This is a genomic window from Kribbella steppae (assembly GCF_004342025.1).
GTDB classification, from domain to species: domain Bacteria; phylum Actinomycetota; class Actinomycetes; order Propionibacteriales; family Kribbellaceae; genus Kribbella; species Kribbella steppae.
In genome coordinates this window covers 316,160-332,300 of record NZ_SLWN01000010.1, presented here as the reverse complement: position 1 = coordinate 332,300, position 16,141 = coordinate 316,160, and the positions used below count along the sequence as shown (strand labels likewise).

At 68.0% G+C, this 16,141-nt stretch carries 14 protein-coding genes; 9 read left to right on the top strand and 5 right to left on the bottom strand.

Features of this window, described 5'->3' with window-relative positions; all coding sequences use genetic code 11:
* Window positions 1-98: 98 nt before the first annotated feature.
* Window positions 99-515: a YciI family protein gene (locus EV652_RS29055; protein WP_132212437.1), complete on the top strand. Its 417-nt coding sequence runs from the start codon at window positions 99-101 to the stop codon at window positions 513-515.
* Window positions 515-1,732, top strand: coding sequence for an RNA polymerase sigma factor (locus tag EV652_RS29050; RefSeq protein ID WP_132212436.1), 1,218 nt, complete (start codon window positions 515-517; stop codon window positions 1,730-1,732). The genes EV652_RS29055 and EV652_RS29050 overlap by 1 nt, the downstream gene beginning before the upstream one ends.
* A gap of 109 nt (window positions 1,733-1,841) precedes the next feature.
* Here the strand turns inward: EV652_RS29050 and EV652_RS29045 are convergent, their stop codons facing one another.
* Both EV652_RS29045 and EV652_RS29035 read right to left on the bottom strand, forming a co-directional pair.
* Window positions 1,842-3,140 carry a S8 family peptidase gene (locus EV652_RS29045; protein ID WP_132212435.1) on the bottom strand — a complete coding sequence of 433 codons (1,299 nt, stop codon included), beginning with the start codon at window positions 3,138-3,140 and terminating at the stop codon, window positions 1,842-1,844.
* 444 nt (window positions 3,141-3,584) lie between these two features.
* Window positions 3,585-4,445: an alpha/beta fold hydrolase gene (locus tag EV652_RS29035; RefSeq protein ID WP_132212434.1), complete on the bottom strand. Its 861-nt coding sequence runs from the start codon at window positions 4,443-4,445 to the stop codon at window positions 3,585-3,587.
* Between the two features lie 158 nt (window positions 4,446-4,603).
* Here EV652_RS29035 and EV652_RS45460 point away from each other — a divergent pair, with 158 nt between their 5' ends.
* Window positions 4,604-6,241 (top strand): response regulator transcription factor, encoded by a 1,638-nt coding sequence (locus tag EV652_RS45460; protein ID WP_132212433.1) that lies wholly within the window; start codon window positions 4,604-4,606, stop codon window positions 6,239-6,241.
* A gap of 97 nt (window positions 6,242-6,338) precedes the next feature.
* Here the strand turns inward: EV652_RS45460 and EV652_RS29025 are convergent, their stop codons facing one another.
* Together EV652_RS29025 and EV652_RS29020 are read right to left on the bottom strand one after the other, a co-directional pair.
* Window positions 6,339-7,136 carry an alpha/beta fold hydrolase gene (locus EV652_RS29025; RefSeq protein WP_132212432.1) on the bottom strand — a complete coding sequence of 266 codons (798 nt, stop codon included), beginning with the start codon at window positions 7,134-7,136 and terminating at the stop codon, window positions 6,339-6,341.
* A gap of 57 nt (window positions 7,137-7,193) precedes the next feature.
* Window positions 7,194-8,675: an MFS transporter gene (locus tag EV652_RS29020; protein ID WP_132212488.1), complete on the bottom strand. Its 1,482-nt coding sequence runs from the start codon at window positions 8,673-8,675 to the stop codon at window positions 7,194-7,196.
* An 87-nt stretch (window positions 8,676-8,762) separates the two neighbouring features.
* Between EV652_RS29020 and EV652_RS29015 the strand changes: the two genes are divergently transcribed.
* From EV652_RS29015 to EV652_RS29005, 3 genes are all read left to right on the top strand, one after another.
* Entirely contained in the window at window positions 8,763-9,398 is a 636-nt protein-coding gene (locus tag EV652_RS29015; protein ID WP_132212431.1) for a TetR/AcrR family transcriptional regulator, read from the top strand.
* A 309-nt stretch (window positions 9,399-9,707) separates the two neighbouring features.
* The gene (locus tag EV652_RS29010; protein WP_132212430.1) at window positions 9,708-11,111 is read left to right on the top strand and encodes a chloride channel protein; all 1,404 of its coding nucleotides are present in this window, start codon (window positions 9,708-9,710) and stop codon (window positions 11,109-11,111) included.
* A gap of 212 nt (window positions 11,112-11,323) precedes the next feature.
* Complete coding sequence (locus EV652_RS29005; protein WP_132212429.1) at window positions 11,324-12,823, top strand: DUF2252 domain-containing protein; 1,500 nt, start codon at window positions 11,324-11,326, stop codon at window positions 12,821-12,823.
* Between the two features lie 122 nt (window positions 12,824-12,945).
* On the opposite strand, the gene EV652_RS29000 is transcribed toward EV652_RS29005, so the two are convergent.
* Window positions 12,946-13,500 (bottom strand): AAA family ATPase, encoded by a 555-nt coding sequence (locus EV652_RS29000; protein ID WP_132212428.1) that lies wholly within the window; start codon window positions 13,498-13,500, stop codon window positions 12,946-12,948.
* A gap of 145 nt (window positions 13,501-13,645) precedes the next feature.
* Here EV652_RS29000 and EV652_RS28995 point away from each other — a divergent pair, with 145 nt between their 5' ends.
* From EV652_RS28995 to EV652_RS28985, 3 genes are all read left to right on the top strand, one after another.
* The gene (locus tag EV652_RS28995) at window positions 13,646-14,263 is read left to right on the top strand and encodes a dihydrofolate reductase family protein (RefSeq protein ID WP_132212427.1); all 618 of its coding nucleotides are present in this window, start codon (window positions 13,646-13,648) and stop codon (window positions 14,261-14,263) included.
* Window positions 14,264-14,465: 202 nt separating this feature from the next.
* Window positions 14,466-14,789, top strand: coding sequence for a YciI family protein (locus EV652_RS28990; RefSeq protein WP_132212426.1), 324 nt, complete (start codon window positions 14,466-14,468; stop codon window positions 14,787-14,789).
* Window positions 14,786-16,012, top strand: a complete 1,227-nt coding sequence (locus EV652_RS28985) for an RNA polymerase sigma factor (RefSeq protein WP_132212425.1) — start codon at window positions 14,786-14,788, stop codon at window positions 16,010-16,012. The genes EV652_RS28990 and EV652_RS28985 overlap by 4 nt, the downstream gene beginning before the upstream one ends.
* The last annotated feature ends 129 nt before the right edge of the window (window positions 16,013-16,141 follow it).

Sequence of the window (16,141 nt, the reverse complement as noted above, 5' to 3'; positions counted from 1 at the left end):
GCGAGAGATTCCTCCGGGGCCGTGTCGATCCGCGGGCCGCTCGTTCGACCTGGGGGTGGGAGGGCCGAGACGCGGCCTCGCCGGATGAGGAGAACGCGATGGCGCAGTACATGCTGATCATGCGGGGCACCGATGAGACGAACGCGGCCATGATGGCCAACGTCGACGAACTGATGGCCGCGACCCGCCGATTGCTCGAGGAGATGGACAAGGCCGGCGTGTACGTCGGGGCCGAAGGGCTGGACGATCCGGGAGAGGGCGTCGTGGTGCACTTCAGCGACGAGGCCCCGGTGGTCACGGACGGGCCGTACGGAGAGACCAAGGAACTGTTCGGGGGCTTCTTCCTGGTCGATGTCGCCTCGAAACAAGAGGCGATCGAGTGGGCCAAGCGGGTTCCGGCGGTCCCCGGGTCCAAGATCGAGATCCGGCGGGTGCCCGGGGAGGACGAGGTCCCGCAGGACAGCGGGAAGTTCGTCAAGGAAGAGGCCTTGCGCGAGAGCAGCGGCCAGGTCTGATGGGTACGGCCGACGTCGAGGCCGTCTGGCGGATCGAGTCGGCGCGGATCGTCGCCGCGCTGACCCGGTTCACCGGCGACTTCGGGCTGGCCGAGGATGCGGCCCAAGAAGCGGTGGCTGAGGCACTGGTGTCGTGGTCGCGTGCGGCTCCGGCCGATCCGGCCGGCTGGCTGATGGCCACGGCCCGGCGGCGGGCGATCGACGCGATCCGTCGCCGGACCGCCCTGAAGGACCGCTACGCCCTGCTGGCGGCCGTCCCGACGGCGGTCGACGACGAGATCGACCCCGACAGGATCGACGACGACGTCCTGGCGCTGATGTTCATCAGCTGCCACCCGGTGCTCTCCCGTGAGGCCCGGGTAGCGCTGACCCTGCGCGTGGTCGCGGGCCTGTCCAGCGAGGAGATCGCCCGCGCGTTCCTCGTGCCTGTGCCGACGGTGCAGGCCCGCATCACCCGGGGCAAGAAGACGATCGCGGCGGCCGGGGTGCCGTTCGAGCTGCCGGCGGCCGACCAGCGCCGGGAGCGGCTGGGCGGCGTGCTCAGCGTCCTCTACGTGATCTTCACCGAGGGGTCGACAGCCACGTCGGGCGACCGGCTGGTGCGCCCCGACGTGGCGTATGAGGCGATCCGGTTGGCCCGCACGCTGGTCGCACTGCAGCCGGACGAACCGGAGGCGCACGGCCTGCTGGCGTTGTGCGAGCTGACGGCCGCGCGCTTCCCGGCCCGGATCGGCGCGGACGGTTCGCCGGTCCTGCTGGAGGACCAGGACCGGCGGCGGTGGGACTACTCGGCGATTCGCCGTGGGCTGGCCGCGCTGGTGAAGGCCTCGACTCGCGGCCTCGGCCCATACGGCCTGCAGGCTGCGATCGCGGCCGCCCACGCGTCGGCGCCCTCGTTCGAGGCGACCGACTGGGACCGGATCGTGGTGCTCTACGAGGCGCTCGGCCGGGTCGCGCCCTCGCCGGTGGTCGAGCTCAATCGGGCCGTCGCCGTGGCCATGGCCTCAGGTCCGGCGCAGGCCCTGGCCATCCTGGACGAGCTGATCGCCTTGGACCGGCTCCCCGGTTCGCACTTGGTTCCGACCGTACGCGGTGAGCTGCTGGCCCGCCTCGGACGACGACCGGAGGCGCGCGCCGAGCTGGAGCTGGCGGCCCGGCTGTGCGCCAACCAGCGCGAGCGCTCAGTGCTGCTGCGCAAGGCGGCCGCGCTGAGCTGACTTCTCCAGCTCGGCCAGCCGTCCTTCGAGCGCGGCCCGGATGCCGTCGATCACGTACACCGAACGAGAGTGGGGCGGGCTGGTGCCCGCCCCACTCAGCTTTTCGGTGTCAGGAGGTGGCCGCCAGGGCGTTCACCATGCCGGCGCCGAAGAAGGTGGTACTCGACGGCCCGCCGGTGCACCGGCGGACGTCGTCGGCCGGCCAGTTGGCCGGGCAGGCCATCGGCGTCGCAGTGCGCCGAATCTGCGCTGCCACAGCACCCGGGCTCCAGTTGGGGTGGAGCTGACGGATCAGCGCTGCCACCCCAGCCACATGAGGCGATGCCATGGAGGTCCCGCTGATCCAGACCCAGCGGGCGCCGTTGGCGTCCTCGACCCCGCGCCCGGCGGCGGCGAGGGCCTCCCATTGGCCGGTGTCATCAGTGCTCGACCAGGCGGCAAGGATCCGGCCGTACGTCGTACCAGGAGTCTGCGCCGCGTCGCCACCTGGCGCCGTCACATCCACGGTCGGACCTCCGGTGTTGGAGTAGCTGGCCAGCGTGGTCACACCAACCGCCGACACCGTGACCACACCGGGGAGTTCAGCAGGCGCGACTCGGCAGTTGTTGCGTACCTCGCGGGTCACGGCTGTGTCCGGCGGCCAGTCCGGGCTGATGGTGTCAGTGGTCGGGTGCCCCAGGTCCTGCGCCTCGTTGCCGGCCGCGGCCACGACCACGACGCCGCGCTGCTGTGCGTACCGTGCAGCATTCCGCAGGTCCGCGAGGATCGCTCGCTGCTCGGCGTCGTTGCCGCAGAAATAGAGCCACGGGTCCGCGAACAGGCTCAGGTTGACGACGTCGAGGCGCTGGTCACCGGCGTACCGAAGCGCGGCCGCCACCGAGTCGGCGAAGCAGAAGCCCGCGATGGTGCAGGCCTTGATCGCCACGACCGTGGCCCTGGGTGCCACCCCCGCGATGCCGACGCCGTTGACCCGGCCGGCGATCGTGCTGGCCACGTGCGTACCGTGGCCTTGCAGATCTTGGACAGCGGCCTTGTTGCTGCAGTCACCGTTGGCGACCTCCCGCGGGTCGGCCGTCGGCGTGGTCGAGAAGATGAACGAGCACGACCGAGCGACGTCGATGCCGCCGACAAGGTCGGGGTGGGTGAAGTCGACCCCGCTGTCGATAACCCCCACGTCGACGCCGGCACCAGTGGCGTTGGCGTACGACGCCGCACCGACCCCGATCGCACGCATGTCCCACTGACAGGCGGACAGCGGCTCAGGTCCGGCTGCGACGCCGAAGAAGGCCTGGCAGTTGGCAGAGGCCGCCGCCGGGGTCAGTGCGCCGGGTGTGACCGCTGTCGCTGGGGTCAGCAACCCCAGCGTCAGCGTGAGCACCGCTCCCACGAGCAGCACGAACTTCCTCATCTGATTCCCCTTCCCCTAGGGCGGCGCGGACGACTCGGAAGGAACCGGCGCACCGCCCAATCAATGCTTCATGATCGATCCACACAGGTGGCCCTGCAACGCCTCAGCCAAGGTCGTTCCCCCGGGACCTCTATGGGGATGTCGTGGTCAGCCGGACCGTCCCGCTCACCGAGGCTCAGTCCGCCGAGCTCGTCGGACGTACTGCGTCCGGCCAAGCTCGGCCACCATCAGGCTGGTGCAGCCTCACATCTGGGATCTCAGTACGTCGAACTCGCAGCCTGGCGAGGACGGGTCGAAGCCGTGCTCGACCAGCCAGCGGACCGCCCGCAGGCTTCGCAACGCGGATCACGTCCAGGTCGACGTGATCCGCGACGTCACCCCGATTGTCACTGGATCGGCTGCCCGTGATTACCGCGCCGATATGAACGATGCCCAAAGCAACCGTCATACTTCGGGCGCCGAGACCAATGGGCTACCCGTCCGCCACCCCGCGCTGTGCCGCGAGACGAATTCGGCGATCGGCTCGGCTACGGCCGCTGGGTCCGTGGCGACCGAGAAGTGATCTCCACCCTCGAGGATGGCCTCCTCGCGCTGCGGGAACAACTCGTAGATGAACGCTCGCGTCGCGGGGTTGATCGGGTTCTCCGAAGCGGCACCCCACGAGAGCACTGGGCTGTCGATCGTTGCCGCCTGCTTGACCCCGTAGTCCCACTCGACCAATGCGGCAGCTTCACCCTCGACAAACGTTGCCGCGTCTTTGATGCCCTGGGCGACGACGCCAGGCCCCGCGGCTGCCGCCGCCGCGCGCCAGTCCAGGCCAGTTGGCTCGAAGAGCGAATCGTAAGCGCCTGGTACGTCACCCGCCTGGTAACGACCCACCATCGCCTCGAACGCCGGTCCGAGAATTCCCAGCACGTCCGCGAAGTCGCCGGCAGCCAGCCAACTGCTCGACGGCAGCGGCTCGAGCAGCGCCAGGGATCGTGCCCGATCGGGGTAGGAGGCTGCGAGTACGAGCGCGATCATCGCACCCTCGGAGTGGCCGACAAGGTGAGCCCGGTCCACCCCGAGGTGGTCCAGCAGGGCAACGATGTCGGCCGCCTGCAGGTCGAAGCCACCGGCTGGTCCGCCGCTCTCGCCGTACCCGCGCCGGTGGTAGCGGATCCTCTGGAACCCGCGGAACGCCGGCTGTTCAGCCAGCGGACGAAGGAAGTCGGCGAAGATGGCGCCGTGGATGAACAGCACCGGCTCCCCCTCACCCTGGACGTCGTAGGCCAACTCGATGCCGTTCACGTTTGTTGTCTTCACCGGAACCCCTTAGTTCGTAGGTGTGGCGTCCGCCTTGCGAGCGTCTGATTCGAGACTGGCCGACCGCTCAGCCGGGGGGATCGGCATTGGCTGCCACCCTGGGTCCAACGGCGTGGGTATAACTACCCATCTCCGATCCGGCGGGCCATGCTGGAGGCATGGCAGCCGTCGCCACGGCGCACCTGGTCCGCGCGCGGGAGCTTCACCGGGCCTCCCGGTGGGAGGAGGCGTGTGCGGAGTACGCCGCGGCAGACGCCGAAGAGCCGCTCGTCGTCGAGGATCTGGAAGCGTTCGCCGAGGCGGCCCAGGTCTCTGCCCGGGGTGACGAGGCGGTCGCCCTGCTTCACCGTGTCTTCGACCTCCGGGTCAGTGCCGGCGAACTCGAGGACGCGGCGCAGGTGGCGTTCTGGCTGTGGTGGGCCCTGTTGAACACCAACGAGATCGTCGAAGCAAGCGGTTGGCTCAAGCAGACGAGCCGCACTCTGGGCCCCGCTATGGCCACCAGCCTGTGGCTCAAGATCCCCGAGGCGATGTTCCACGCAACGACGGGCAACCGCGCTCGTGCCGACGAGCTGCTGAGGGCGATCGTCGACGAAGGTCAGGGCGAGGTGGTCCCCTGGGCATTGAGCCTGTGGGGTCAGACCCTGATCGACGACGGGCGGCCGCAGGACGGGCTCGATCACCTGGAGGAGGCGATGGCCATCGCCACCCATGGCCTATCGCCACGTGTCACCCCGTGGATCTACTGCGCCGCCGTCCGCGGCTGCTTTCTGGCCCGCGACTTCGCTCGCGCCCGGGCTTGGAACCGGTCGATGGCCAGGTGGCTCGATTCGCTCAGCAGTCTGGGAGGTGCGTACCTCGGGAACTGCCGCATCTACCGCTCACGGTTGATGTTCCTCAACGGTGCCTGGCCGGACGCCCTCGAGGAGATTGCCGCGGTCTGTACCGACCTCGACGGCTACACCGGTTGGGTCTGCGGCCACGCGTACTACCAGCTCGGTGAGGTCCGGCGACTGCGCGGCGAGTGGGATGCCGCCGAAGACGCCTACCGCCGCGCGGCGGAACATGGCTGCCCGACACAGCCGGGACTCGCCCTCCTCAGACTCGCCGAAGGTGATATCGACGCCTCAGAAGCCGGCGTCCGTCGGGCGCTGACCGAGGTGACCGCGAGGCCCGACCGCCTGGACCTGTTGAAGGCCGTGGTCTCCATCTACCTCGAGGAGGGGAAGATCGAGGCGGCCCGGGATGCCGTGACCGAGTTCGAGGAGATCACGGGCGAGCTGACGACGCCTGTCATCGAGGCCGAGACCTCCGCCATCAGAGGCGCGCTGGCGCTCTCCGAGGGCGATCCCGGGAGCGCGCTGCCACTCCTCCGCCAGGCCGCCGGTACCTGGCAGGAGCAGGATGCCCCGCACGAGGTGGCCAAGCTGAACGTCCTGATCGGGCAGGCCTGCCGCGCGCTCGCTGACCATGATGGTGCGCGGCTCGAATTCTCTGCGGCCCGGGAGACATTCGAACGGCTCGGCGCGCGTCCGGATCTGGCTCAGCTGGACCGGATCGTCGCAGCCACGGACGCTGGTTCCGAGACACACGGGCTCACTCGACGGGAGATCGAGGTCCTCTGCCTCATCGCCCGAGGCAAAGCGAACCGCGCGATCGCCAACGAGCTGCACCTCAGCGAGCGCACGGTCCATCGCCACGTGTCCAACATCTTCACCAAGCTCAACGTCGACTCGCGTACCGCCGCCGTCGCGTACGGAATCAGGCACCGCATCGTCGAGAAGGGCACCCTCTAAGTAAGTGCAGAGAAGGTCATGGCTGGCAGTTCGGTCCATCGGTCTTCCGAGTACGGCGTTGTGTGTGCTCGCCCTAGTCGCCTGCGCCCATCCTCCCTCAGCCAGCGATGAAGAAGCCCAAGCTCAAGCCGGCGGCGTGCTTGGAGGTCGCCGGGTACATGTGGCCCTTGCCGGGGAAGAGCACCGCCCGCCCGTCCGGCACACCAGCGGCGGTCCGCCTGAAGAGGTCCTCGGAATAGAAGGGATCTGTCGTCCCACCCAGCACGAGTGTGGCGGCCTGGACACGATGGAGGCCCGGCTCCGCGTCGAAGGAATCCTCGGCCGCCACCGTGATCAACATGTCGGCCGGATCGTCAACGGCCAACCTCCGCCCCGCGAGCCAGCCCAACCCCCATACGGGAGGCCTGAGTAATCCTGGCGCCACCATCCCCATCACGTTGGCCCATGCCCGACGTACGTCGCCTTCGGTCGTCAGGCGTGCGAACTCCGCCTGCATACGCCGTCCTGCAGGTGACAACCGGCATGCGGCTGAAGCAAGCACCAACCGCTTCACCAGCTCGGGCCGGTCAACCGCCAGCTGCAGCGCCACAGACCCGCCCGTCGACGTTCCATGCAACATGACAGGCTCGCCGATGTCGTTCTCGATCGCTACGGCGTAGTCCGCGGCGATGTCCGTCATGGATGATCCGGGCGCCAGACCGGCTCGCCGGTTGGCCAGGAATACCGTGAAATGCTCGGCGTACGGGGCTGCCCCAGACAGGTATATGCGGCGCCACAGACCGGTCGGGTTCGCGTGCTCAGCACTGAGACCCGGCATCATGACCATCGGAGGTCCTTGCCCCAGCTGCAGGTAGGGCAGACCGGACGAAAGCGTGCCTTCGACTACGGCCACCATGTCATCCACACTACGTCGAGGCACCACACGAATCTGCAGGTCCGGTGACAGTTGGGGTTAGTGGTCGGGGGTGGGGCGGGCGGTTTTGGGGAGCAGGAAGCCGGCCGCGAACGCGAGGAGGATGCCGCCGGTGGTTGCGAGGAGGGCCGTCTGGGTGCCGTCGAGCGCGGCCAGGGCGCGGGTCGAGGGCTCGGCGTGGGCGACCTTGCCCATGAAGATGGTCCCGATCACCGCGATACCGAGCGCGATGCCCACCTGCTCGAGCGAGCCCAGCATGCCGGTGGCCGAGCCGACCTCCTCGTCCCGGACGCCGCTCAGGACGATGTCGAACAGCGGGACGAAGACCATGCCCATACCGGCGCCGCCGATCAGATTGGGGACTGCGAGATCCCAATGCCCGACGTTCAGGCCGCTCAGCGCCAGTACGCCGTACAGTCCGACCAGACCAATCGCCATCAGCGCGAGGCCGATGTGAAGCAGCTTGCGGCCGTACTTCTGCATCGCAATCCCGGAGACCGCCGAGCCGACCAGCGCCCCGAAGGCCCAGGGCGCCATCGCCAGGCTCGCGTGGATCGGGCTGTAGCCGAGGCCGACCTGGAGGAACATGCCCAGGACGAACGTGCCGGCCATCGCACCGAAGAAGACCACCGCGAAGAACACGCCGGACAGGTACGAGCGGCTCCGCAGCAGCCGGGGCTCGATCAGCGGGGTCGCACCGCTGCGCTGCCGGCGGGACTGGTAGACACCGAACCCGGCGAGCACCGGTACCGAGGCGACCAGCAGCGCCTTCGACCACAGCGGCCAGCCGATCTCGTGACCCTGCACCAGCGGGTAGACCAGGGCAACCAGGCCGGCGCCGGCGATCAGCAGCCCGGGAATGTCCAGCGAGATCCGGCGGCCCGTGGGCCGGCTGTTCGGCAGGTACTTGGCCGCGACGACGAAGGTGAAGATGCCGACCGGGATGTTCACCAGGAAGATCGCTCGCCAGCCGGTCCCCAGCAGGTCCGCGTCGAGCAGCGTGCCGCCGACGATCGGGCCGATCACCGCCGACAGACCCATCACCGGACCGAAGAACCCGAACGCCTTGGCGCGCTCGCCCGGTTCGAACAGGTCCCGGGCCAGTCCGAAGCCCTGCGGCAACATGATCGCGGCGAACGCGCCCTGGGCGACGCGCGCGGCGATCAGCATCTCCGACGACACCGCCAGGCCGCAGAGGAACGAGGTCACGGTGAACCCGCCGACGCCGATCAGCAGCGCCTGCTTCCGGCCGACCAGGTCACCCAGGCGGCCGCCGACGAGGAGCAGGACGGCCAGGGCCATCGTGTACCCGGCGGCCATCCACTGAAGGCTCGCGTAGGAGCCGCCGAGGTCGGCGCGGATGGCGGGGGCAGCGACGTTCATCACGGTCGAGTCGAGTAGGTCCATCACGGACGCGGTGATGACCGCGGAGAAGGCGAGCCAGCGGTTGCGAAGGCGCCGCGGGGCGGGCTCGATGACGGCTGCTGCTGCGCTGCTGGGGAGTTCTGCGACTGCGGTCATCATCGACTCCAGACTCAAACGGAACGAACTGTTCTGTTCCAACTCTAGCGGAACGGAGCATTCCGTTCAAGTGGTAATCTTGGTGACATGACGAAAGCTCTCAGTGGCCGGCAGGCGCAGGCGGCCCGCAACGACGAAGTGATCCTGGCCGCGGCCCGGGCGGTGTTCATCGCCGATCCCGGCGCCCCGATCTCCGCTGTGGCCGAGCGCGCTGGTGTCGGTATCAGCGCCCTCTACCGGCGGTACGCGAGCAAGGAGGAGTTGCTCCGCAAGCTCTGCAGCGACGGACTGGCCCGGTACGTCGAGGAGTCGGAAAAGGCGCTCGCCGACGACCGCGAGCCGTGGGTTGCGTTCGGAGCGTTCCTGCACGCGCTGGTCGACGCTGACACCAACTCATTGACCCAGCGGCTGGCGGGAACGTTCACCCCGACGCCCGACCTCTGGCAGGACGCCGCCCGGGCGGCTGAGCTGAACCAGGCCATCTACGCGCGGACGAAGGAGTACCTCCGGCCGGGGATCGTGGTCGAGGACTTCGGGGTGATCCTGGAGCAGATCACGTCGATCAAGCTCGGCGACGAGGCTCGGACGAACCAACTCCGGCATCGGTACCTCGCCTTGATGCTGGAGGCGATGCATCGGCGCGAGGAACGACCGGGCGGCGGTTCGGAACTTCCGGGACCGCCGCCTAGCAATGACGAACTGACCGACCGCTGGCGAGCCTGACTGCTGGGGCGACCGAGATCGCAAGGGCGGGCATCGGATTCATCCTGGCGGGACGAGGTTGCCGCCGCTCGATGAGCACACAATCGAGATTCGGCCCTGTGGGCGCGCCACCGAGCGATCGGTGACTGGTTCGGGCGAGGCGCAGTCGTCTCGCGGCCGCACCAGGTCATGACGTGCGGGACATCGGGCAGCAGTTCGTGAACGACAGGCGCCGAACTCGGCAAGCTGATGGAGGCAGCACGATGTGACCACTCGGCCGCCCGAAGTGACCGGCAAGCCGGGGTAGTTCTGGTTAGGGAAGCGAGACTGATGAGCGATTCGCACGTCCCCTCGGGCGTATCCCCCGCGGAGAGTCGGGCTGCCGCTTCGCCGCCGGCCGGACCACCGAACCTGGACCCGGTCCAAGTCATCCGCTCCAAGCCGTACCTATCAGCCCTGCTGCTCGCCGCGATCCTGGGCATCCCGATCTCAGGTGTCGCCTACGGTTTCCTGGCGCTGGTCGGCGCGATCCAGGAGTTTCTGTTCGACGATCTGCCGCAGGACATCTTCACCGGCGGTGTCCCCGCCTGGTGGCCGGTTCCTTGGTTGGCGCTGTGCGGCTGCCTCACCGGGCTGACCATCCGGTACCTGCCAGGAAACGCGGGCCATTCACCCGCCTTCGGGTTCAAGACCGGCGGAGGTCCACCCGTGGACAAGGAGCTCCCCGGCATCATCCTCGCCTCACTGACCACGCTCAGTCTGGGCGCCGTCCTCGGACCCGAGGCACCCCTGATCGCCATCGGTGGTGGCCTCGCCGCGCTGACCGTTCACCTCGCGAAGAAAGACGCGCCGCCGATGGCCTTGACGATCATGGCCTCGGCCGGCAGCTTCGCCGCAATCAGCACACTGCTCGGCTCCCCGGTGCTCGGCGCGTTCCTGATCATGGAAGCCGCCGGCATCGGCGGTGCGACGCTGAGCCTGGTGGCGCTGCCGGGACTGCTCGCCTCCGGCGTCGGCGCGCTGGTCTTCATCGGGCTGGACAACTGGACAGGCCTCGGCAGTTTCTCGCTGGCCCTGCCCTCAGTGCCGCCGGCGGTGGATCCGACGCTGGCCACGATGGCCTGGGCTCTGGCCATGGGCGTGGCTGGAGCGCTACTGGGCTGGGTGATCCGCTGGATCGGGCTGTCGCTGCGCCCGGTCGTGCACCTGAACCGTGTGCTGGTGACGACCGTTCTCGGCGTGGCAATCGGCCTCACCGCGATGGCATACCAGCTCATCTCCGACAGAAGCTTCACCCAGGTGCTGTTCTCCGGCCAGGATGCTATGCCCGCATTGGTCGAACACGCCGCCGACTACTCGGTCGGCGTACTGATCCTGCTCGCGGCCTGCAAGGCCTTGGCCTACGGGCTCTCGCTGAGCGCCTTCCGCGGGGGACCGGTCTTTCCCGCGATGTACATCGGTGCGGTGCTGGGGATCGCCGCGAGCGGCTTGCCCGGCATGAGTCTCGCGCCGGCGATCGGCATGGGCATCGGAGCCATGTGCGCCACGATGCTGCGGCTGCCAATGACCTCGGTGCTGTTGGCCACCCTGCTGCTCGGTGCCGACGGAATATCGGTGACACCGCAGGTCGTGGTGGCTGTGGTGGTGGCCTTCGTCATCACCTACATGCTCCCGGATCCAAGTCCTGAGGCGCCGAAGCCGTCCCGGTCGCCGCAGGCGCGCTCCACCGGCTGACTGCACCGAGGCTGGTCGATCGGACCCCCGCCGCACCACCTCCTCGGCGGAGGGACAAACGGACCGAGGCGCCGGCAGAGCCCGTGATCCTCCCGCAGGGGTGATGCGGCGACCCGAGTCCTGCTGAATTGTCGGCAGAGTACGCGGATTGCGGGGTGGGGACCCGGCTCGCCCGACGAGCCGCCCTGCGACGGAGCGAAGGGTGGCCGATCATGCCGACGAAGGTTCAACATCTGACGCTGGAGGAGCGCAGAGCACGCGGTCTGGAGGCTCGCACGCGAGCGATGCCGGACAGTCACGCAGGGTGGAAGCCCGCCACGGACCGGCCGGACCCGGTGGCCCTCATCGAGGAGCAGAACCTCCGGCGTGACGCAGACCTGGTCCCGGTGCGGCACGGCCGGATGATGGCCTCGCCGTTCACGTTCTACCGCGGTGCTGCCAAGATCATGGCGTCGGACCTGGCCGACACACCCACGGCCGGTCTCGAGGTCCAACTGTGTGGGGACGCCCATCTGTCGAACTTCGGGGTCTTCGCATCGCCGGAGCGAACGATGCTGTTCGACATCAACGACTTCGACGAGACTCTTCCGGGACCGTTCGAGTACGACGTCAAACGGCTGGCGGCGAGTTTCATGGTGGCGGCACAGAACAACGGCTGCTCGGAGTCGGAGGGTCGTGCAATCACGAAGGACTGTGTCACCGCCTACCGGGAGACGATGGCTGAGTTCGCCACCATGAGAACCCTCGACGTGTGGTACGCCCGCACCTCCGAGGAAGAGATCAAGCAGTCAGTCGTCGACTTCCTGGCCGGAGCCGATGCCAAGGGCAAAGACAAGATGTCCCGGAAGAGCAAGAGCAAGGCCACCCGCGAGGACGAGGGTATGCGTGGGCTGACGGCGAAGCAGGTGAAAGAGGCCAAGAAGCGCTTCGAGAAGAACGCCCAGAAGGCGCACTCCCGCAACAGCGAGCAGGCCCTGTCCAAGCTCAGCGAAGAGGTCGACGGGCGCTACCGCATCGCCAGTGTCCCGCCAGTGATCGTCCCCGCGCGCGAGCTCCACACGACGTACGGCGTGAGTCCCGAACAGATGGGCGAAGTCGTCGTCAAACTGTTCCGGGACTACCGTTCCACCCTTCGACCCGAGCTTCGGCAACTGCTGGAGCGCTTCGAGATCGTCGACTGGGCACGCAAGGTCGTCGGCGTCGGAAGCGTCGGAACTCGAGCGTTCATCGTCCTGTTGCAGGGCCGTGACCGCAGCGATCCGCTGTTTCTCCAGGTCAAGGAAGCCACCAGGTCTGTTCTCGAAGGTCCGTTGCGCAAGAGCACGTACAAGCAGCCCGGCGAGCGGGTGGTCCAGGGACAGCGATTGATGCAAGCCAGCAGCGACATCTTCCTGGGCTGGTCCAAAGGTGTTCAGGCCGACCGCTATTTCTACTGGCGCCAACTGCGCGACATGAAGGGCTCAGCGATCGTGGAGCTGATGCAGCCCGCGGAGCTGGCCTTCTACGGCCGCACATGCGCGTGGACGCTGGCCCGTGCACACGCCCGATCCGGCGATCCGGTGTCCATCGCCGCCTACCTCGGCGAAGACGACTCCTTCGACAAGTCGATCACCGACTTCTCCGAACGCTACGCGGCCCAGAACGACCAGGACTTCGCAGATTTCGCCAAAGCCATCAGCTCGAACCGGATCGAGGCTATCCAGCAAGTCTGACGTTTGGGAGGGTTTGAGCCTGATCCCCGAAGCGCTGCGTGGCTACCGCCGGGCCTGACTGGCCCGCGGCGACTCACCCGTGACCACGGGCCCAGACTTGCCGGAATCAACCGATGGTGCCGCTAGTCGAGATGGACGGCCGGCTCGAACCTGGCTCGCACGGGGGGATCACCGAATCCGACCTCGTTCACCAGTCGCGTCACGATCTGTTCTTCGCTCTCGTCGGCGGTGATGATCGACTCGTCAACGAGGCCGAGCAGATCGCGGTGGCGATACCACTCGGACAGTTTCTCCGGGCCGACGGTGATGAGCGGTTTGGTCTGATGCCGACGCTGGGTCTCCTCCAGCGGTACGTCGAAGTAGTACAGCTTGGTCACGCCCGCATGATCAGCTGTGAGTCGCCGAAGCATCTCGCCGTACCGTTGCGCACCGAAGGTTCCTTCGACGATCACGTGATAGCCGGCGTCGAGGGCGTACCGGGTGGTCACCTCGATCAGTCCAAGGTTCGGAAGGCCCGGGCGGTCGTGCTCCCGGAGCACCGTACGGCGCAGGTAGTCCTGCTCGACCCAGGCGACACCACGCCCGAGGCGCTCCCGCAATAGCTTCGCGATCGTCGACTTACCCGAGGCGGAGTTGCCACGGAGGATCACCAATCGGGTTTGTGGGCTGCCGACCATGGCGAGACGATATCCGGCTCATTGGAGGAAGTCCGGGAGGCGGTGTCGGATCGGGGCTGAGGTGTTCGTAGCAGGGGTGAGCGGCCGCCCACGAGTGGCGTCCCCATCGAACGACGACCAACTCAGCGAGAAGGGAACTGAAATCATGAAACTGACGACCGTTACGAACGTCTCCGTCGACGGCGTGATGCAGGGACTCGGCGGGTCTGAAGAGGACCGCAGGGGCGGATTCGAGCGCGGCGGCTGGGCCTTGCCGCTGTTCGAGGGCGAGACCGAGGCGTTCCTCGGCCAGGTCTACCAGCGCGCCGACGCGTTCCTGTTCGGCCGGCGGACCTACGAGATCTTCGCCGGCTCCTGGGGTGCGATGGAAGATCCGAGCAGCAGCCCCATCGGAGCGGCGTTGAACACGCGGCCCAAGTACGTCGCGTCGAACACGCTCACCGACCCGCAATGGGCGGACACGACCGTCCTGTCCGGTGACGTCGCGGCGGCTATCGGCGAGCTGAAGGCCAAGCCGGGTGGTGAGCTGCAGGTACACGGAAGCGGCAGCCTGGTCCGCTGGCTGTTCGACAACCAGCTTGTCGACGAGATCATCCTGCTCGCCTATCCCGTGGTCGTCGGCCAGGGCGCGCGACTGTTCCCCGCCACCGGCCCGGACACAGCGCTCGACCTGGTGGACTCGCGAGCCACCCCCGAGGGAATAACGATCCAGGTCTACCGGCCCAGCGGACGCCCTCAGTACGCAACCGCCACCGCCGACTGAAGCACGTGACACAGGCGTTCTCACGTCGGACTTCGAACCACCGGACGGGATACTGTCGCTGTCCGATCGCTCACAACCCGGCGTACCAGAAAGTCCTGGAAAGAAATCCGGGCGGCGGTGTCGGATCGGGGTAGCGGTGTTCGTAGCAGGGGTGAGAGGCCGACCACGAGGGGCGTCCGCAAACCACAGGAGATGATTCGAGATGCAGTACCTGGTTTCCGTGATCGATGACAAGAGCAACCCCGGCAGCACGGACAGGCAGCCTGCCATCAGCGCGTTCAACGAACGACTGGTCGCCGAGGGCTACTGGGTTTTCTCGGGCGGACTCGCAGACACCACCGCGGCCACGGTCATCGACAACCGGGGCGAGCAGGCGGTGCTCACCGACGGGCCGTTCGTGGAGTCGAAGGAGTACCTTGCCGGCGTCTGGGTGTGGGAGGCCCCCGATCTGGATGTGGTGCTCAAGCTCGCCGCCGAGGCGTCGAAGGTCTGCGATCGCAAGATCGAGGTGCGGCCATTCCAGTGAGCGACGTCGAGGAGGCGATCATCCAGGCTCACCACGAGGAGTGGGCCCGGGTGGTCGCTGCCCTGACCAGGCGTTTCGGCGATCTCGACATCGCCGAGGAGGCCGCGGCCGAGGCATTCGCGACCGCCACCGAGCGATGGCCGGCCACCGGCGTACCCCCGAACCCCGGCGGCTGGCTGACCACGACCGCCAATCACAAGGCCATCGACCGGATCCGGCGCGAGAACAAGCGCGACGACAAGCACAAGGAGGCTCAGATGTTGTACGACGACGACCCGCCTGAGCCTCTCGGCGCCATCGACGACGAGCGGCTCCGGCTGATCTTCACCTGCTGTCACCCGGCGCTCGCGATGGAGACCCGGATGGCGCTGACGCTGCGGATGGTCGGCGGTCTGACCATGCCCGAGATCGCCCGTGCCTTCCTGGTGCAGGAGACCACCATGGGGCAGCGGATCACCCGCGCGAAGGCCAAGATCAAGGCGGCTCGGATCCCCTACCGGGTGCCGTCCGCGGAGGATCTCCCGGCCCGCGTCTCCGGCGTCCTCGCCGTCCTCTTCCTCGTCTTCAACGAGGGCTACCTGGCGACCGGCCCCGACACCGATCCCGTCCGTCACGACCTGACCGCCGAGGCGATCCGGCTCACTCGCCTGATCCGTGCCCTCCTACCGGACGACGGCGAGGTGGCCGGACTGCTGGCGCTGATGCTCCTTACCGAGGCCCGCCGTACCGCCCGGGTTTCCGCGAGCGGCGAACTCGTCCCCCTCGACCAGCAGGACCGTGGCGCCTGGGACGCGGCGATGGTTGCCGAGGGCCATCGGCTGGTGCGCGAACGCCTGGCCTCCGGAGTAGCTCCAGGCCGCTACCAGGTCCTCGCGGCGATCAACGCCGTACACACCTCCGCTCGCGACATCCGCGACACCGACTGGTCGCAGATCGTCGCCCTCTACAACCAACTCGTCCGCCTCGACCCCTCGCCGATCGTCGCCCTCAACCGGGCCATCGCAGTCGCTGAGCTCGACGGCCCGGAGGTGGCACTGGCCGCCGTCGACCGTCTCGAGGACGCGTTGGCGGGCTATCACGCCTACCATGCGGCTCGCGCCGACCTGTTGCGCCGGCTGGGCCGCAGTCAGAAGTCGCGCGCGGCGTACGACAAAGCCATCGAGCTGGCCGGCAACACCGCCGAGACCGCCTACCTGACCCGCCGCCGCGACCAGTTGCGGTAATCGAGCGAGCGCCACCCTCGTGGATCCGTGGACGACGGGATCCAGCCAGCCGGTCCTGCGCCCGCTGGTGGTCCTTCCTCATCCGGGCGGGGTGATGCCTAACGGTCCTGCCGGCGGTCGAATGGTGGT